The 17,618-nt window shown below is 64.5% G+C and carries 14 protein-coding genes; 7 read left to right on the plus strand and 7 right to left on the minus strand.

From position 1 onward, the window contains the following. Positions 1-208: 208 nt before the first annotated feature. The gene (locus AC6I21_RS14955) at positions 209-1,711 is read left to right on the plus strand and encodes a SulP family inorganic anion transporter (protein WP_497762797.1); all 1,503 of its coding nucleotides are present in this window, start codon (positions 209-211) and stop codon (positions 1,709-1,711) included. A 30-nt stretch (positions 1,712-1,741) separates the two neighbouring features. Here the strand turns inward: AC6I21_RS14955 and AC6I21_RS14960 are convergent, their stop codons facing one another. Continuing rightward, positions 1,742-3,355 (minus strand): AMP-binding protein, encoded by a 1,614-nt coding sequence (locus tag AC6I21_RS14960; protein WP_497762798.1) that lies wholly within the window; start codon positions 3,353-3,355, stop codon positions 1,742-1,744. 241 nt (positions 3,356-3,596) lie between these two features. Continuing rightward, positions 3,597-4,598 carry a GGDEF domain-containing protein gene (locus tag AC6I21_RS14965; RefSeq protein ID WP_497762799.1) on the minus strand — a complete coding sequence of 334 codons (1,002 nt, stop codon included), beginning with the start codon at positions 4,596-4,598 and terminating at the stop codon, positions 3,597-3,599. 179 nt (positions 4,599-4,777) lie between these two features. On the opposite strand from AC6I21_RS14965, the gene AC6I21_RS14970 reads away from it, so the two are divergent. The 3 genes from AC6I21_RS14970 (at position 4,778) to AC6I21_RS14980 (ending at position 7,776) form a co-directional block, all read left to right on the plus strand. Beyond that, on the plus strand, positions 4,778-5,473 hold the full coding sequence (locus AC6I21_RS14970; protein ID WP_054820760.1) for an EAL domain-containing protein: 696 nt from the start codon (positions 4,778-4,780) through the stop codon (positions 5,471-5,473). Positions 5,474-5,893: 420 nt separating this feature from the next. Then, entirely contained in the window at positions 5,894-7,297 is a 1,404-nt protein-coding gene (locus AC6I21_RS14975; RefSeq protein ID WP_497762800.1) for an MFS transporter, read from the plus strand. 344 nt (positions 7,298-7,641) lie between these two features. Beyond that, positions 7,642-7,776: a hypothetical protein gene (locus tag AC6I21_RS14980; protein WP_497762801.1), complete on the plus strand. Its 135-nt coding sequence runs from the start codon at positions 7,642-7,644 to the stop codon at positions 7,774-7,776. A 60-nt stretch (positions 7,777-7,836) separates the two neighbouring features. On the opposite strand, the gene AC6I21_RS14985 is transcribed toward AC6I21_RS14980, so the two are convergent. Then, the gene (locus AC6I21_RS14985; protein WP_497762802.1) at positions 7,837-8,478 is read right to left on the minus strand and encodes an isochorismatase family protein; all 642 of its coding nucleotides are present in this window, start codon (positions 8,476-8,478) and stop codon (positions 7,837-7,839) included. A gap of 104 nt (positions 8,479-8,582) precedes the next feature. Here AC6I21_RS14985 and AC6I21_RS14990 point away from each other — a divergent pair, with 104 nt between their 5' ends. After that, the gene (locus AC6I21_RS14990; protein WP_497762803.1) at positions 8,583-9,533 is read left to right on the plus strand and encodes a GlxA family transcriptional regulator; all 951 of its coding nucleotides are present in this window, start codon (positions 8,583-8,585) and stop codon (positions 9,531-9,533) included. Between the two features lie 326 nt (positions 9,534-9,859). Then, entirely contained in the window at positions 9,860-10,516 is a 657-nt protein-coding gene (locus AC6I21_RS14995) for a class I SAM-dependent methyltransferase (RefSeq protein ID WP_497762804.1), read from the plus strand. A 41-nt stretch (positions 10,517-10,557) separates the two neighbouring features. Here the strand turns inward: AC6I21_RS14995 and AC6I21_RS15000 are convergent, their stop codons facing one another. Then, on the minus strand, positions 10,558-12,441 hold the full coding sequence (locus AC6I21_RS15000) for a plasmid pRiA4b ORF-3 family protein (protein ID WP_497762805.1): 1,884 nt from the start codon (positions 12,439-12,441) through the stop codon (positions 10,558-10,560). Between the two features lie 376 nt (positions 12,442-12,817). On the opposite strand from AC6I21_RS15000, the gene AC6I21_RS15005 reads away from it, so the two are divergent. Beyond that, positions 12,818-13,225 (plus strand): hypothetical protein, encoded by a 408-nt coding sequence (locus tag AC6I21_RS15005; protein ID WP_343830222.1) that lies wholly within the window; start codon positions 12,818-12,820, stop codon positions 13,223-13,225. A 641-nt stretch (positions 13,226-13,866) separates the two neighbouring features. On the opposite strand, the gene AC6I21_RS15010 is transcribed toward AC6I21_RS15005, so the two are convergent. Genes AC6I21_RS15010 through aceB form a run of 3 tightly spaced genes read right to left on the minus strand, consistent with a single transcriptional unit; the run spans position 13,867 to position 17,589 of the window. Beyond that, positions 13,867-14,700: a bifunctional allantoicase/(S)-ureidoglycine aminohydrolase gene (locus AC6I21_RS15010; protein ID WP_138176212.1), complete on the minus strand. Its 834-nt coding sequence runs from the start codon at positions 14,698-14,700 to the stop codon at positions 13,867-13,869. Between the two features lie 10 nt (positions 14,701-14,710). After that, a complete protein-coding gene (locus AC6I21_RS15015; protein ID WP_138927024.1) occupies positions 14,711-15,964 on the minus strand; it encodes a DUF6986 family protein in 1,254 nt (417 codons plus the stop codon). Beyond that, positions 15,964-17,589: a malate synthase A gene (gene aceB / locus AC6I21_RS15020; RefSeq protein WP_138927023.1), complete on the minus strand. Its 1,626-nt coding sequence runs from the start codon at positions 17,587-17,589 to the stop codon at positions 15,964-15,966. Before aceB ends, AC6I21_RS15015 begins: the two co-directional genes overlap by 1 nt. Positions 17,590-17,618: the final 29 nt, after the last annotated feature.

The raw sequence follows: 17,618 nt of genomic DNA on the forward strand, positions 1-17,618 counted from the left end.
GGTTCGCTGATTTCCGCGGGATCTCGCGCTTTTGCGCCAAGCGCACCAAAGTTCTGCACATCTCATCCCGGCGTTGTGCACAGAGTTATACCCATTTTCCACAGGACCTGTGGATAATGACATGTTTTTCACAGGGCGAACCGTCTGCCGCTAGGATTCCCTTGGCGTCGCCACGCCTTTCCCGCCTTCGGACCCGATCGGAGACCCCATGTCAACGCTGGCCGAGCTCACCCCGCTGCAACGCCAATCGGTGTGGCGAACCCTGCGCTCCCCACGCCTGCTGAAGACCGAGCTGCTGGCCGGGCTGGTGGTCTCCCTGGCGCTGATTCCGGAGGTAATCGCCTTCTCGATCATTGCCGGGGTGGATCCGCGCATCGGCATCTTTGCCTCCTTCACCATGTCCGTGGTCATTGCGTTCACCGGTGGACGCCCGGCCATGATTTCGGCGGCCGCCGGAGCCGTCGCCCTGGTGGTCGCACCGCTGGTGCGCAGCCATGGGGTGGAGTACCTGTTTGCCACGGTGATCCTGGCCGGGGTGATCCAGGTGCTGTTGGCCGTGGCAGGGGTGGCGAAACTGATGCGCTTCATTCCCCGTCAGGTGATGGTCGGCTTCGTCAACGCGCTGGCCATCCTGATCTTCCTCTCCCAGATGCCGGAACTGCAGGCCGTGCCGTGGGCCGTCTACCCGCTGGTGGCCTTGGGACTGGCGGTGGTCTACTTCTTGCCCAAGCTCACCTCCGCCATCCCGGCCCCGCTGGTGGCAATCGTGCTGCTGACCGCGATCACCGTCCTCGCCAGGATCACCGTGCCCACGGTGGGCGACAAGGGCGAGCTGCCCGAGTCGCTGCCGTTCTTCCTCATCCCGGACGTGCCGCTGAACCTGCAGACGCTCAAGATCATCTTCCCCTACGCACTGGCGGTGGCGTTTGTGGGGCTGCTTGAATCCCTGCTGACCGCAAAGCTGGTGGATGACATCACCGACACCCCCTCGAACAAGACCCGCGAATCCTGGGGGCAGGGCACCGCGAACATCGTGACCGGGTTCTTCGGCGGGATCTGCGGCTGCGCGATGATCGGGCAGACCATGATCGGGGTGAAGGCCTCCGGGGGCCGCACCCGGATCTCGACCATGTTCGCCGGGGTGTTCATGCTGCTGCTCACCGTCGTGTTCGGGGACGTGGTGGCCCAGATCCCGATGGCGGCACTGGTGGCGGTGATGATCTTCGTGTCCCTGACCACGTTCAACTGGCACAGCATCCGTCCGGCCACGCTCAAGGCCATGCCCAAGAGCGAGACCGCGGTGATGCTGGTGACCGTGGCGTTCACGGTGGCGACCAACAACCTGGCCATTGGCGTGGGGCTGGGAGTGCTCACCGCGATGGTGCTTTTCGCCAACCGGGTCGCCCACTTCGTCACCGTCAAGCGCAGCGTCACCGGGGACACCGAGGGACAGGTGGCGATCTACACGGTGGACGGCGAGCTGTTCTTCGCCTCCTCCAATGACCTGTACACCCAGTTCAACTACGCCCAAGATCCCGGACGCATCATCATCGACATGTCAGGATCCCACCTGTGGGACGCCTCGACCATCGCGGCCCTGGACTCGGTGACGGACAAGTATGAAAGCTACGGAAAGCAGGTTCAGGTGCACGGCCTCAACGAGGCCAGCCGGGCCATGCGCGAGCGGCTGCGCGGCAAGCTGCGGGACTAGGACCTCGGCCCGCAGCCGCGCACGGCGAGCCTACAGGTCCAAGGTGTCGGCCGCGTCCTGGCGCAGCTGGTTTTTGCGGATCTTGCCGGTAACGGTGGTGGGGAACTCCTCCAGCACCATCAGGTGCTCGGGCACCTTGTAGTGGGCGAGCTTGCCGCGGGCGAACTCGCGTACGGCACCCAGGTCCAGCGGGGCGCGGCCGGCCTTCATCCGCACGCAGGCGCACACCACCTCCCCGTATTTTTCATCGGGCACCCCAATCACCGAGACGTCCTCGATGTCCGGGTGGCGGAAGTAGAAGTCCTCGATTTCCCGGGGGTAGATGTTCTCCCCGCCGCGAATGATCATGTCCTTGATACGCCCAACGATGGTGCAGTAGCCGTCCTCGCGCATCACCGCCAGGTCCCCGGTGTGCATCCAGCCGTCCTCGTCGATGGCCTCGTGGGTCTTTTCCTCATCGTTCCAGTACCCGAGCATGACCGAGTAGCCGCGGGTGCAGTACTCCCCGGGCTCACCGCGCTGCACGGTCTGCCCGGTGGCCGGGTCGATGATCTTGATTTCCAGGTGCGGGTGCACGCGGCCGATGGTGGCGGTGCGCCGCTCCACATCGTCATCGTCGCGCGTTTGGCAGGAGACCGGGCTGGTTTCGGTCATCCCATAGGCGATGGAGATTCCCTCCATGTGCATGTCCTGGATGCTGCGGCGCATGACCTCCACCGGGCAGACCGAACCGGCCATGATCCCGGTGCGCAGGGTGCCCAGGTCGTAGTCGCCAAAGCTGGGGTGGTTCTGCATGGCGATGAACATGGTGGGCACCCCGTAGACTCCGGTGCACCGCTCCTGCGCGATGGCGCGCAGGGTGGCTTCGGGTTCGAAGCTGGGGGCGGGGATGACCATGGTGGTGCCATGCGTGGTGCACCCCAGGTTGCCCATCACCATTCCGAAGCAGTGGTAGAAGGGAACCGGGATGCACAGCCGGTCCTCGGGGCCGAGGCGGATCATCTCGGTGACGAAGTACCCGTTGTTCAGGATGTTGCGGTGGCTGAGGGTCGCGCCCTTGGGGTAGCCGGTGGTGCCCGAGGTGTACTGGATGTTGATCGGCTCCTCCGGGGTGGTGCCGGCCAGATGGCGGTCCACCTCGGCCTGCGGTATCTGTCCGCCCGCCTCCAGCAGTTGCGCCCAGTCATCGGTATCCAGGTAGATCACCCGCTCCAGGTCGGGCGTGTCCACCATGGACCGCTCGATCATCTCCCGGTAGTTGCTGCTCTTGAACTCGGAGACCGCCACGAGCATGCGCATCCCGCTGTGGTTCACCGCGTAGGCGTACTCGTGGGTGCGGTAAGCGGGATTCACGTTGACCAGGATGACCCCGAGCTTGGCGGTGGCGTACTGCACCAGTGTCCATTCGGCGCAATTCGGCGCCCAGATGCCCAGGCGGTCCCCCTTGTTGATGCCGGCGGCCAGCAGTCCGCGGGCCAGCAGGTTCACATCCCGGTCCAGTTCCGACCAGGTCCAGCGCCGGCCCGAAGCCACCTCCACCAGCGCCTCGCGCTGGGAGTAGCGGGCCACGGTGTCCTGCAGTGATCCTCCGATGGTGTCCTGCAGCAGCGCTGGCTCGGTCTCGCCCTTCGCATAGGATTTCATGCCCCGACTCCCCCGACTCGAAGCTCCTGCACCATGGCGGCGGAATTCGCTGTTTGCGGCGTGCGCGCCCGGGCCTGCTGGTTCATGCTTTCTCCATGCTTCTCAGATGGCGTGATGACTGGGTTCCGCGCCGAGAGCACCGGGATTCGGATTATCCAGGACGTGTCGCGGGTCACAATCCTTACAATAGCCGCACACCCGGTTCAAGCCAACTAACCGAGATTCCCCGCCGGGTCGGGCATCAGCCGGGACGCTTGGCCTCGTACATGGACCGGTCCGCCCGCAGCACGAGGGTTCCCAGATTGTCCTCCGGCCCGGCCTGCGCCACCCCGAAGGACCATGCCGCCCGGGAGGTCTCCTGCATCCGACGCATCAGCCCCTGCGCCTGTGGTGCGGTGGTGTCCGGGAAGAGCAGCACGAATTCATCGCCGCCAAGCCGGAAGATCAGATCCGTTCTGCGCGCCGCATCCTGCCAGTGCCGGACCAGCTCCTGCAGGATCCTGTCCCCCGCCCCGTGGCCCTGGGTGTCATTGATGGTCTTGAATCCATCCAGGTCGACCACCGCCACGCTCAAGGGCCCTCCGCGCTTGCGCGAACGCAGCATCGCCTGCTCCCCGTAAACGCTCAGTGCCCGCCGATTCAGTGCCCCGGTGAGCTCATCAACCTCGGTCTGCTCGCGGAACCGGTCCCGCACAAACGAGCCCACGCCGGTGCCCAGAACGGTGAAGAACATCAGGGCAGCGATGTTCAAGATCCCCTGGCTGTGTTCAGTGCCAGCAGCCGGGCCGATGAGCACACCGTAGGGAATGGTGAACAGCAGCGCCGGGTAGATCGTGCACCGCGCCAGCCAGGGCGGGAAAATCCACGAAAGGTAGAGCGCCAGCAGCGGGAACTGCTGCAGGCGGAAGACCACCTGTTCGTGGTTTCGGGTGAACGCCACAAAGTAGATGAACGCGGCGACCTCGGCCAGCGCACCCACGTACATGATCCAGGACGCCAGCTTGTCCCCGGCGCGGTAGATCGCGCCCAGGATGGCGGCGCAGCCCAGGCAATACAGGATGTTGAAACCCTGCAGCACCGGGCTGCGCACCAGAAGGAAAAGCGCAATGAGATAAAAGACCAGCATGAACAGGGCCACCAGCGCGGTGACCATGACGTGCATCTGGGTCAAAGTGCGAAACGGCGCGGGCACAACGTTCTGCCACCACGCCATGGGGGTGTGCTCCCGCCGGTCAGCCGGCATGCGCCCCGCCCCGGGGGCAGAAACTGGGAAAACGCCGCAGAGCGACCCACGTCGTGGTTTCGCCTTCTGGGGCACTGTAAAATCTGCTTCGGGCCCCGGCCCCGCGCCCTGCAGCCACCGTCATCACTTCCCGCCGACCAACCCTTCGCCTATCGTCATTCCGCGCTCAAAGGTATCCCTTGAAATTCGTTTTCCAACCGCTCATCGACGTCGGCTCCTCTTCCCTGCTGGGTTTCGAAGCCCTGACCCGCTTCGCCGACGGGCTTGGCCCCGCACAGCACTTCCAGGCCGCCCGGGATGAGGGTCGGCTGGTCGAGTTGGAGCTGCGCGCCATCCAGGGCATCCTGGAGGCCAGCGCCCTGCTGCCCACCGGCGTGCTGGTGACCCTGAACGCCTCGGGGTCGACGATCGAATCCTTCGCCGGCTCCAGTCTACGGCTCGACCCCCGGCTGGTGTGGGGTCTGGAACTCAATGAGCAAAGCGATCCGGCAGTATGCGCCCGGGCCCGGCAGCTGGCCGACGCCATGGGCTGCCTACTGCTCATTGATGACGCTGGGGTCGCCCACGCCACCCGTGAGCGGATTGTGCAGCTGCACCCGGACATCGTGAAGCTGGACCGCACCATGATCACCGGCTATGAGCAGGACCCGCGGATCCGAACGCTGGTTGATTCGCTGTTGCAGGCTGCCAATTCGATCGGTGCCAAGACGCTGGCCGAGGGCGTGGAAACCATCGGGCAGCTGCAGCTGGTGGAGCGACTGGGGTTCGACTATGCCCAGGGGTTCCACTTCAGCCCCGGGCGGCCGGGCGAGGAGATCGGGGCGATGCTGCAGGATCTGGACCGGCGCCTCGGGATTGGTATTCCGGCCCCCTGACCGGCGTTCGCACTCTTGGAGCGCGAGAACCGGATCACCGACAGTATCCTTAGCAGTCCCAGCACCGGGTAGATCGCCGCGAGGCTGCCCACGAACGCGGCCGGCCCCGAACGCCAGCGCGAATGCAAGGTGCTTTCGGGCAGCAACAGTCCCCGCGTCCCGGGGACGGCGAGCGCGGCAATAGTACTGCATTCCCATTACTGCCCGGCCGGCGCTCCACGTGCTTGCCGGTGGCCACGTTCTTCTGGGAGGCCCAATCCACCAGCACGACACCCGGGGGCCAGCAAACGGATCATCGGTAGTGCGGCCAGGGGAAAAATTTGACAAATCCCCACCGCCAAAAACGGTGACAACCGGGGGTTGAGTCCGTATTGTTTTCAGTACGCTTTTTCGCGCCGCCCCAGTAGCCGAAGGTCGGAAATGTCCGAGCCATCCCCACCCACCAGTACCCCACCACCGGATCCCCAGGTGCTCCGGAAACCGGAACGCGCGATGCGTTCCTTTGGGCACATCCTGGTGAACACGGCGGTGGCGAACCTGACGACCAGCTACCTGTGGTTTGCGCTGGTGTTCTGGATCTACCTGGAAACCCGCAATGTCATGGCCACCGGGTTCATTGGCGGCGCATTCATGCTGCTGATTGCCGTGTTCTCCATGGTCTTTGGCACGATCGTTGACAACCACCGCAAGAAGACGGTGTTCGTCTTCTCCGCCGTCTTCACGGCGGTGGCGTTCTGCCTGGCCGGCCTGCTCTACCTGTGGCTTCCCACCGAGCGGATCCTGTACATCGGCGGATGGGAGTTCTGGCTCTTTTGCGGGGTGATCCTGCTCGGTTCCATTGTCGAGCAGATGCGCTCCATCGCATTGTCCACCACGGTTACGCTGCTGGTCCCGGTCGAACGCCACGCGAACGCCAACGGTCTGGTCGGTACCGTGCAGGGCATCGCCTTCATCATCACCAGCGTCTTTTCCGGGCTGTCCATCGGGCTGCTGGGGATGGGCTGGACGCTCTCGCTGTCGATTGCGCTGGTGGCGGTGAGCATGTTGCACCTGGTGCTGATCCCCATCCCGGAACAGGCCCCCGAGCGGGAGCCGGGACGGAACCGGACGATTGACCTGAAGATGGGGTTCACCACCGTGCTGGCGATCCCCGGACTGTTGTCGCTGATCATCTTCTCGATGTTCAACAACTTCGTCGGCGGGGTCTACATGGCGCTGATGGACCCCTACGGACTGACCATCATGTCCGTTGAAATGTGGGGCATCGTGTTCGGGCTGGCCTCCACCGGCTTCATCATTGGCGGGCTGCTGGTGGCGAAGTTCGGGCTGGGCCGAAACCCGATTCGCACGCTGCTGCTGGCCGTGGCCATGATGGGGCTGCTGGGTGCCGTGTTCACGATCCGGGAATGGACGTGGCTCTACGTGCTGGGGATTTGGCTGTACATGATGCTGATCCCGGCCGCGGAAGCCTCCGAGCAAACGGTAATCCAGAAAGTGGTCCCATTCCGCCGGCAGGGCCGGGTGTTCGGCTTCGCCCAGATGCTCGAGGCGGCAGCGGCCCCCATCACGGCTTTCCTGATTGCCCCGCTGGCCGAATACCTGATCATCCCGTTCATGAAATCGGAGCAGGGTGAATCGGCCCTGGGCTGGCTGCTGGGGGCGGGGCAGGCCCGCGGCATCGCCCTGGTGTTCCTGGTGGCCGGGTTGGTGATGGTGCTCGTCGCCTTGCTGGCCTTGGGTAGCGGCCAGTACCGGAAGCTGTCCAGGATCTTTGCCGCCCAGAAGCAGAATGAGCCGGAGACCAACCAAGCGGTGGCCGACTAGTGTCCCGGGCTGTTGCCAGGGCGACGCGGGCGACGAAGATCGAGGCAAGGGCACCCAGAAAATACTTCCCTCCGACTCGAATATCGCACAGTTCCTCGCCGGACTTACCCCAATGTAACTCAGGCACGATGGCCCTTCTGTATGCGATTTTCCGACATGTCCCCAGCGAGACACAGACGAAGTGGCTGCGGGCGGTACAACGCCGGCTCCCCGGTCAGCCCGCGCACCCAGAGCATCTAGCCGGAGACCAGGTTCGCCCTAATGTAGGTCCTTAATTCGATCGATACGGACTGAAGGACTTTACACGCGCGGCTGCTTTGCAGCCCTCATTGGGCGGACACACCGTGGGCGCTGACAGCGCCCACGTGAAGTACCTGCAGGTCATTGACTTAGAACTGTTGCGTGCGCTGAGCGCCCCGGTCGCTGCCCACCAACACGAGTGGCAGCTGGCTTTATCACCGGCCGGGGCACTCCACTAGACCGCTAGGGCCAGTTTATTGACGATAACCCTCGGGAGGTTATTGCCAATTTGAGTTTTTCTATTGGGCCCTCACGAACCTCTCTGCTCCTGCAACTGCCGAGGAACCCAGATCGCTTTTGGCCAGCATTTGGCCGGTGTCCACTGCCTCTAGCCATTCGTCCGTAGTGGCTACCGCGGCAAAATTCGAATTCAGCACGGTCATGAGGGTTTCGTGCACCAGCTGGGCATCCGCAATGCCAGCGGTATTGGCTAGATGGATCGCTCCACTGGCGTCGGAGAGGATTTCCACATTGATGCCCAGCGGCTCTGCCGCAGCAGCCGTTGCGAAGTCGCAGTTATTGGTCATGTATCCCACCAGGGTCACAGTGTCCGCGCCGTTCTCGCGCAACCACTGTTCAATATCAGTATCAGCGAAGACACTGGCATATTTCTTTTCCACCTGCTTCCAGTCTGGCTGGACGCGGGAGGCGATCTCGGCACGCAATTCGGCTCCAGCTGATCCCCGCGCAAAAACAGGGCTCTCCTCTGGCAGGACGTGTCGGACCATTGCGATCGGCAACCCAGCGAGCTGCGCCTTTTCGGCCACACGAATTATATTGCCCAGGGATTCATCCCGGTCCGGATACTGAATCTCAAGTGGACCGCCGAAGTATTCGTTCTGGATGTCGATCAGGATTACAGCACGGCGTGTGGTGCTCATTCTTTTTCCCTTCTGCGAGGCGACTCGTTGTCCTTAAATGCTTTCAGCAACTACAGTTCGAAGTGAGTGTCATTCACGCATACCTTCGATGGAAATGAGACAAGATGCGTATAGCGGTCCACGCTTTCGACGGCATCAGCATGTTTCATCTGGCTGCTCCTCTCCTGGTCTTTTCGGAGGTCAGCCGATTGGGACTTGCCGAGGACTGGTCTACACAAATCTTTACCGAGGCAGCCGGGGAGGTACGTTCGGCCGAAGGATACTTAATCGGTGGACTGGCTGGCTTGGAGATTCTCAACAGTATTGACCTCCTCGTGCTGGCGTCCTGGAAGCCGGACCTGCCCGAGCCTTCAGAGGAACTCACGCGGGCAATTGGCCAGGTCCACAACGGGGGTAAGCGAGTTGCGGGGCTTTGTCTGGGAGCCTTCCCCGTAGCACGCAGCGGGATTCTCGATGGACGCACCGCGGTAACCCATTGGGAGGCAGTGAACGAGGCCGCTGCACGGCATACGGAGGTTAGCTTCGGAGCCTCGGCCCTCTACATCGACCACGGAGATGTCCTGACTTCTGCAGGAACAGCCTCATCCTTGGACGCCTGCCTTCACATTGTGCGCCGTGAACTTGGAGCGACGGCGGCCGCTACCGTGGCACGACACATCGTGGTTGCGCCGCACAGGGAAGGCGACCAAACTCAGTACATTCAGCGCCCAGTATTGGAACCTGCAACTGACAGTCCTCTTGGCCCCGTCATTGAATGGGCCCTGGCCAACCTTGACAAGAAACTAGGTGTGGAGGAGCTAGCTGCTCGAGCACATATGAGCAGTCGCAATTTCACTCGACGTTTCAAGCAGGCTACAGGAACGACTCCTGCCCGCTGGGTGCTTTCTCGTCGGCTCGACGAGGCCCGCATGTTGTTGGAAACCACGCGATGGAGCGTCGCACGGATCGCCGATACGTGCGGATTTGGTAGCGCCGTCACGCTGCGACAGAACTTTATTTCTGCATTTGCGACAACGCCCACTTCTTACCGACGTCGTTTCTCCAATATCTCCTGAGGTGCATGATCTAACCGGGTTACGGGAAGACCGACTGGCCAAGCTTTCGTCGCCCGGAAACAGAATCAGGATCGGCGCCGGCAAAGAACTGGCCGTGGCGAGTTACTAACTTGCATCGAGCGTGGAAGGATCTCCCAACGCATAACCTTTTCGGGGTTGCTCGGCGGATGGCCATGCCTGTGGTCTTCGGGCAATGCCCGCTTGGAAGAACGTGACAATTTTGCCGCTGCCGCAAAACCGGTCACGGTCGGCAGCAGAATTGCCTAATGTTGAGGGGCAACCGGGTAACAGCCCGGCTCTGGCAAGCAGGTTCAGTGGAGGAAAAGATGACGCAGCATTCCGGGGAAGAACTCGTTGGCAAGGACTTTTGGGAAAGCCACTATGGACGATCCGAGCGGATCTGGTCCGGCAACGTGAACTCCACCCTGGCCGCCGCGCTGAAGGACCTGGCGCCGGGCAGCGCGTTGGACCTGGGCTGCGGTGAGGGCGGGGACGCGCTCTGGCTGGCAGCGCGGGGCTGGCAGGTCACCGGAGTTGATATCTCCGAAACCGCCGTCGCCCGCGCGCGTGAGGCAGCCGCCGAACACGGGATGTCCGAATCCACCGAATTCATCGCCGTGGATCTGGCCGAATGGGATGATCAGCGGGAGTTTGACCTGGTAACCCTCAGTTTCTTCCAAGCACCCTTTGACTTCCAGCGCGCTGAAATCCAGCGCAGGGCCACCGAACGCGTCGCCGTTGGCGGACGCATCGTGGTGCTCTCCCACGGCAGCCACCCCTCCTGGGCCGGACCTGGCGCCGAGGGGCAGGGGCATGCCCATCACCCGGCCATGCCCACGGTCGATGACGAGCTGCGCGCGCTGGGCATGCCAACCGCTGGCTGGGAGGTGCTGCGTGCTGAGCTGGTGCAGCGCGAGGTCACGGGACCCGAAGGGCAGCACGCCACCATTGATGACGTGCTGGTGGTGGCCCGCCGGAGCTAGCCGCCATGCCCTCCTTGCCGGCCCAGGAAACCGGCTGGTGCCTAACGCAGCCGGGAGAGGCGCTGGTTGACCTCGTCCTTGTCGAAGTGCGCGACATCCAGCGCCTCGCCCTCGCCCAGGCCCAGCCACTGGCGGTACTCGTCATGCTCCGGATGCTTCCGGTCCTCGACGGCCGCCTGGATGTTCTCCCAACCCCATACCCCGCCGGAGTCCTCGGCCGGGGCCATCCGCCGCCCACCGGTGCAGCGCGGCACGGTGCCGCGGTCATCAGCCAGAACCTTTTCCAGTTCGATGACGTGTTCCCAGTTGTCCCCGAAATCGTAGATGTAGTCCAGCTTGTCCTTCGGCTCGCTCAGCAGTCCGCCGACCGTCACCGTGGTCTCGTCGATGTCCTCGTCCATGCCCCCGGGTTTGGGCGCATAGGACGCACCATTGCGGCCCCCGTGGGAGAAGCTGTGCAGGTGGCTGTCATCCCATGCGAAACTGCGCTGGATGATCGCATGCAGCTCGTCCAACCGGGTTTCGGGCCGCACCAGTACACGGCGCCAGATCGGCGGCTTGGCAGAGCGCAGGGTGACTTTCAGCTGCAGCACGGTGCCGTCGGCAGGCTGCTGCGGCTGATCTGTGTCAGGCTTGCGGGCCCCGGGCAGGGCAATGACCTCGGCCAGCTCGGTGCCGGGTGTCTCGTTCCCGGCCGTTTCCGCGCCCGTGCCAGGTATGACCTCCAGTTCGGTGACGTTCTCCTGCTCTCCACCGTCCTGTCGGCCTGCGGGCACCGGGCTGGCCTCGGGCGAGTCGTCAAAGGGATCCTCCTCCACGCTGGAGTCAATGAAGCTTTCAACCATCAGCGACAGGCTCACCGTGCTGTGGTAGCCCTCGTCCTTGGCGATCAGACCCAGCCATGCCAGTTCCTCCAGCATCCCCACGGCCAGGTCCCGTTGCTCCTGGCGGACCGTCGGGTCCGTGTCCTGCCCAACCGGCAGTGCTGCACCGTCCAGTCCCTCAAAGATCCACCCCGTGCACAGTTCCCACGCGCCGGTCATCTCCGAATTCGCCGCGGGTGCCAGTTCCAGCAGATCTTCCACGTAGGCCTGGACAAAGTTGAACACCGCGGCGAAGCCGGCTTCCGAGTCAATCTCCTGCGCGAAATCCTCGGCGGCTTCCCCGGCAAGCACATCATGCCGGCGCAGGTCGCACACGCCCGAAACCAGAAGTGAGCGGTAGATCCGCAGAAGCTGGGCCGGGACGTCAAAAGCCCGGGAATCGGGCATCAGGTCCGCCATCTGCCGCTGCGCCTCCGCGAACGCCTCGGCGGTCAGCTCCCCGTTCTCCTGAACCGGCTGACCAGTCCCCAGCCAGCTGGAGAGGCGACGGCCAATGGCCAGCAGGGGCGCCTGACGCAATTCGCCGGTGATGACCGAGCGCATGTGCTCGAACAGGCCCTCGTCCTCCATGTCCGCGAAGCGTGAATCGTCCTCACCTTCAGCGAACTCGAGCAGCCGCTGAAGCTGCTGTTCGGTACCGGCCCAGCGCCCGGTCTCGTCCAGGAAGAGCGCGTAGTCCTGCCAGGAACGCAACAGCATCTGCCCCTGCTGCATCGTAAGATCGCCCTGGACCTGGTCCTCGGCGAAGGCGACGATCGCCGCCAGCACCTCGATCAGCTGCTCAACCCGCAGCTCGGTGGCCGACAGTGCCCCGGTCACCTCGGCGTAGACGCCCAGGGAGTATCTGACGAGTTCGAAGCTGGGCAACGCCAGTTCACCCATCTCCGGATCGTCGTAGGCGCTTTCAAACCAGGCGACGTAATCGGCGGCAAGGCTATCAACCTGACGCTCCATAATGGCGCTATTCGCCGGCTTGCCCCGGTGTTCCTGACGCGCCGGGTGGCCCTGCTTGCGGACTTTCTTCTTCTTTTTCTGTCCCACCGCGCGCTTCCCCTGCTTCCGCTTCGAAATTGTCTTGTATTCAGGCTACTTCCTACCCACCTTTGGACCCGGAAGGCCGTGCCACTATTGCCTGCCCCTGCTGCGATTGAGGGCTCGTGCCCCGCCCTACCCTTTACTGGGAATTACCTGAGAGTCCTCGCGTTCGGATGCGCGTGCAAGCTAGAGTCCGACATACGCATTGCTGTTGCCACTGGGTTTGCCTGATTTGCGTCGCATCACTCGCATCCGGGTCCGCCCAGCCAGACACGGCCAACCGCAGCGCGACTACCGGGGAAATCAATGCCGGTATTTGTCGTGCCCTTTTGGAGGTTGAAGCATGGCGGAGCGATTCGTGAAATCGCACATTGCAGAACGCGTGGCTGAATTTATCGGAGCGCGCGAAACCCGCGCATACCTGGAGTCCCACGGCTGGGTCCAGGGCATGCCCATCATCATGGCCAAGCCCCATGAGCCGCTGGACGACGTGATGGGTCTGGTTGCCATCCAGCAGGGCCCTGCACTGGTTGCCACCGTGGATCCCAGCACCGAGGAGCTTCGCTTCCTCTACGTCTCAACACCTTCGGCCGCGTTGAAGGACGTGCCGCCGTGCCGCCCGGAAACCGATGTCTGCAAGCTCTTCGAGGCCGCGGCCAAAAGCGAAAGCATCACCTTCCGCAGCCGCTACACCCCGCACAGCGCGGTGGCGCACCTGGTTCCGGTCTTTGATGCCGCCGCAGCAGGGGCCATCCCCGCCAGCGAGGGGGAAAGCTCACTCAAGCCCTGACGCATTGTGCGCCGTCCCCCAGCACGACGGGGAACGCTGCCGCGGCGGACCACACAAAGCGGGTCTGCCGCGGCAGCGGTGAGAAGTTGAACGGTGCTGCCGGTCGGGCCAGCCGAGAAAAATTGAAGAACGGCAGCAAAAAACCGCGGGGCGATCATACGGCTCCGCGGCTAGAAGTGCAGGGTTTCCCGGTAGGAAGGAACTTAGTGGGAATGATAACCCCAGATCCATCTGGACGGTGTTACCACTCCACCGGATCACCGCACACCTACCGGGGGGTGAATGCACGAGACCCTTATCCGGTCGCCTTGGACGACCAGACATTATGACTGTAGCACCCGGCGGACCACCCAGACGGCGTTGCGCCGCACGAGGGCGCATGACCTTTCACACCTTGACTCAGCGGCCTTTTCCTGTCCATTTTTCAGCCGCGCCAGCGAACCGCCTGCAGGTGTTGAACCTCGCAGCAGGTCAAACACGCGTCGCGTTAAAAGGAGAACCGGAACCACACCCGGTCACGATGTTCCCGCCCGGCCTGTCCCTGCGAAACATCACTGGAACAAAGAGGTTGGACAAGCTGGGAGGTACGACGTGAACCAGGGCGCGGCTCCGGCCCGGTCTAGGAGTACTGCAGGCAGCGCCTACAGCATGATCTGGCGGTTCTGGTCCTTGTAGAGCAGGTAGCGGAAGTTCGACGGTCCGCCGGCGTAGCAGGCCTGCGGGCAGAAGGCGCGCAGTGCCATGTAGTCCCCGGCCTCGACCTCCACCCAGTCGTCGTTCAGGCGGTAGACGGCCTTGCCCTCCAGGACGTACAGGCCGTGCTCCATCACGTGGGTTTCGGCGAACGGGATCGAGGCGCCCGGTTCGAAGGTCACGATGTTCACCCCGAAGTCGAAGGCCACGTCGTTCGGGTCCAGCATCCGGGTGGTGCGCCACTTGCCGTCGGTGTCGGGCATGGCGCCGGCCTCGATGTCCTGCTCGTTGCCGACCACCGGGCCCGGGGCGGCCACCCCGGCCAGCGGCTCGTAGCGCTTGCGGATCCAGTGGAAGGTGGCGACCTCGGCGGCGTTGTTCTTCGCCGACCACTGAGCACCGGCCGGCAGGTAGGCGAAGCCGCCCTCGGCCAGCACGTGGTTCTCGCCCTCGATGCTCAGGCTCAGTTCCCCGGCCACCACGAACACAAACCCGGAAACCTCGGCCTGCGGCTCGGGCTTCTCGGCGCCGCCGCCCGGACCGACCTCAACGATCGACTGGGCGAAGGTGGTCGGCCCACCGGCCACCGGACGGTTCAGCACCCAGGCGCGGGTGTTGGTCCACTCGGGGAAGACGCTGGTGACGATGTCGCGCAGCACCCCGCGCGGGATCACGGTGTACGCCTCGGTGACCACGGCGCGGTCAGTGAGCAGATCGGTCTGCGGCGGGTGGCCGCCGTAGGTCGTGTAGTAGGGGGTCTTCGCGCCGGCTTGGGCTGTCATGGTCTTCTCCTCAGGCATGGGAACGGTTCAGGGCTAGGGCTTCAAGTTCGGCAACGGAAATCTGGGCCAGTGCAGCCACTTCCTCTTCCTCCACCGCACCGCAGGCCAGGCCGCGGTGGATGTAGCGGGCCAGCGCACGGGCGGTCGCCGGCTCATCCATGATTGCCGATTCGATCTTGTGGACGTAGTTGCGCAGCCGGGTGGCTGCCGCTTCAAGGTTCTCCCGGAAGAAGGAGAAGGTTGCCAGGTAGCGGGTGACCAGCTGGTTCTCGTGCAGGTCCCAGCCCTGGTAGATGCCGCGTTCCAGGTGGCGGCGCACCAGGCGGGCGTGCAGCGCCCAGGCGGCGGCCACGTTCTCTGGGTCCCCGGCGGGCAGGATGTTGGTCGAGCCGTCGGAGAGCTCCACCCCGGTGCCGGCCACCACAACCTGCAGCACGTCCTTGGCGAAGTCCGCCACCGGGTGCTCCATGGACTGGTAGGCGGCGGCCACCCCGAGCGAGGCCGAGTAGTCATAGGTGCCGTAGTGCAGCGAGGAGACCCGCCCCTTGCCGGCGTGGATCAGCTGGGCCACCGGGTGGGTGCCGTCCGCGGCGATGATCACCTGCGGGGTCTCCACCTGCACCTCGAAGCGCAGCGAACCGGCCTCCAGGCGGTGGGCGGCCTCCAGCTTCTCGGCCAGGAACACCATGGCCTCGACCTGGGCCACGGTGGTGACCTTCGGCAGGGTCAGGCGCAGCCCCTGCGGCAGCGGGCCGTGGCTGGCCAGCTGGGAGATGAACACATCCAGGGTGCGCACCGCCCGGGCCCGGGTCTCGGCCTCAAAGCACTTGAAGCGGATCCCGATGAACGCCGGTGCGGTGCCGGCGGCCACCGCACCGGCCACCGCGTCGGCGGCGGCCGCTGCGGCCGCGTCCTCCTCGGCGTCGGTGCGATGGCCGAAGCCGTCCTCAAAATCCAGACGCAGGTCTTCGATCGGCTCCCCGCGCAGCTTCGCGGCCACCAGGGCACCGAGCTTCTGCCCCTCGCGCAGCCCCAGGTTCCCGGCCAGCTCGGCCAGGCCCTCGGCACCGCCGACGGCGGCCAGGGCGTTCGCGCCCCAGCGGGCCGGCAGTTCGGCGGTGTAGCGGTCGGCCGGGACGTACACGGTGTGCACCGGCTGGCGGGCGCCGGTGTCCCCGGCATAGCTGGTGGCCAGCAGCTGGTCGGTGGCGGCCAGCTGGCCCTCCACGGCGGCGAGGGTCGCCTGATCGAAGACTGTGTTCATTACTTGCTCACGTATTCCTTTTCCAGTAGTTCGTAGGCCGGCAGGGTCAGGAAGTCAACGAAGTCCTCGTCCCGGCCGCTGACCAGCTTGCCGATCAGCTCCGCTGCCGGCTGGTAGTAGGCGGCGAAACGCTCTTCGTCGTTCACTTCACCACGCAGCCGCTCAACTTCCTCGGCCAGCAGGGTGGAGACCATCTCGGCGGTAATGGTGTTGCCGGTGTCCTCGGCGACCACCTCGTTGCGGATCTGCTGCCAGATCTGCGAACGGGAGATCTCCGCGGTGGCCGCGTCCTCCATCAGGTTGTGGATCGCCACCGCGCCGTTGCCCGAGAGCCACACGGCGGTGTAGGCCACGGCCACGTACAGGTTGGCGCGCACGCCCGCCTCGGTGACCTTGCCCGGGGCGCTGGCCACGTCCAGCAGCTGCTCGGCGGTGACTTCCACCTCCGGACGCTGTTTGTCGATCTGGTTCGGCTTCTCGCCCAGCACCGAGTCGAACACCTCGCGGCAGATCGGCACCAGGTCCGGGTGGGCGACCCAGGAGCCGTCGAAGCCGTCGGTGGCCTCACGGGTCTTGTCGTCGCGCACCTTGGCGAAGGCGGCCTCGGTGACCTCCGGTTCGCGGCGGTTCGGGATGAAGGCGGCCATGCCGCCCATGGCGAAGGCCCCGCGCTTGTGGCAGGTCTTGACCAGCAGCTCGGTGTAGGCGCGCATCATCGGGGCGGTCATCGCCACGTCCGCGCGGTCGGGCATGATGAAGTCGGCGCCGGCCTCGCGGAAGGTCTTGATGATGGAGAACAGGTAGTCCCAGCGTCCGGCGTTCAGGCCCGAGACGTGGTCGCGCAGCTCATAGAGGAACTCGTCCATCTGGAAGGCGGCCGGGATGGTCTCGATCAGCATGGTCGCTCGCACGGTGCCGTGCTCGATGCCCAGCTCCTGCTGCGCGAAGGTGAAGATCTCATTCCACAGGCGCACCTCCAGGTAGTGCTCCATCTTCGGCAGGTAGTAGAACGGACCCTGCCCGGATTCGGCCAGCACCTTGGCGTTGTGGAAGAAGTGCAGCCCGAAGTCGACCAGCGCGCCCACGGCCGGCTTGCCGTTGACCTGCACGTTGTTCTCATTCAGGTGCCAGCCGCGGGGGCGGACCACCACGACGGCCAGCGGCGCGTCGGTGCGCAGCGAGTAGGTCTTGCCGTCCGGCTGGGAGAAGCTGAGCTCACCGCGGGCGGCGGCGCTCAGGTTCGCGATCGCGTCGATGACATTGTCCCAGCTGGGGGTGGAGGCGTCCTCCAGGTCGGCCAGCCACACCTTGGCGCCGGAGTTCAGCGCGTTGATGGCCATCTTCGCCGGAGAGGCCGGGCCGGTGATTTCCACGCGGCGGTCGCGCAGCGCCTCGGGGGCCTCGGCGACCTTCCAGTCGCCGTTGCGCACGTGCTCGGTTTCCGGGTCGAAGTCGATGCGCTTGGCGGCCGAGTACTCGGCGCGGCGCTCGTCACGGGCGGCGACCAGCTCGTCGCGGGTGCCGGCGAAACGCTCGTGCAGCTTCTCGATGAAGGCCAGCGCCTCATCGGACAGGATGTCCTGGGCCGCGGGCACGTTCGGGATGCGTGAAATGGAGATGGTCATGGTGCTCCTCATACCTCTGTGTTCTTTGT

Source organism: Glutamicibacter sp. St.4D3, assembly GCF_059728615.1.

What these genes read in the sequence shown, in the direction of transcription:
- AC6I21_RS14995 (WP_497762804.1), top strand. Translation starts at nt 9,860, where the DNA reads ATGACGCAGCATTCCGGGGAAGAACTCGTTGGCAAGGACTTTTGGGAA.
- AC6I21_RS14990 (WP_497762803.1), top strand. Translation starts at nt 8,583, where the DNA reads ATGCGTATAGCGGTCCACGCTTTCGACGGCATCAGCATGTTTCATCTG.
- AC6I21_RS15015 (WP_138927024.1), bottom strand. Translation starts at nt 15,964, where the DNA reads ATGAACACAGTCTTCGATCAGGCGACCCTCGCCGCCGTGGAGGGCCAG.
- AC6I21_RS15010 (WP_138176212.1), bottom strand. Translation starts at nt 14,700, where the DNA reads ATGACAGCCCAAGCCGGCGCGAAGACCCCCTACTACACGACCTACGGC.
- AC6I21_RS14975 (WP_497762800.1), top strand. Translation starts at nt 5,894, where the DNA reads ATGTCCGAGCCATCCCCACCCACCAGTACCCCACCACCGGATCCCCAG.
- AC6I21_RS14985 (WP_497762802.1), bottom strand. Translation starts at nt 8,478, where the DNA reads ATGAGCACCACACGCCGTGCTGTAATCCTGATCGACATCCAGAACGAA.
- AC6I21_RS14960 (WP_497762798.1), bottom strand. Translation starts at nt 3,355, where the DNA reads ATGAAATCCTATGCGAAGGGCGAGACCGAGCCAGCGCTGCTGCAGGAC.
- AC6I21_RS14955 (WP_497762797.1), top strand. Translation starts at nt 209, where the DNA reads ATGTCAACGCTGGCCGAGCTCACCCCGCTGCAACGCCAATCGGTGTGG.
- AC6I21_RS14965 (WP_497762799.1), bottom strand. Translation starts at nt 4,598, where the DNA reads ATGCCGGCTGACCGGCGGGAGCACACCCCCATGGCGTGGTGGCAGAAC.
- aceB (WP_138927023.1), bottom strand. Translation starts at nt 17,589, where the DNA reads ATGACCATCTCCATTTCACGCATCCCGAACGTGCCCGCGGCCCAGGAC.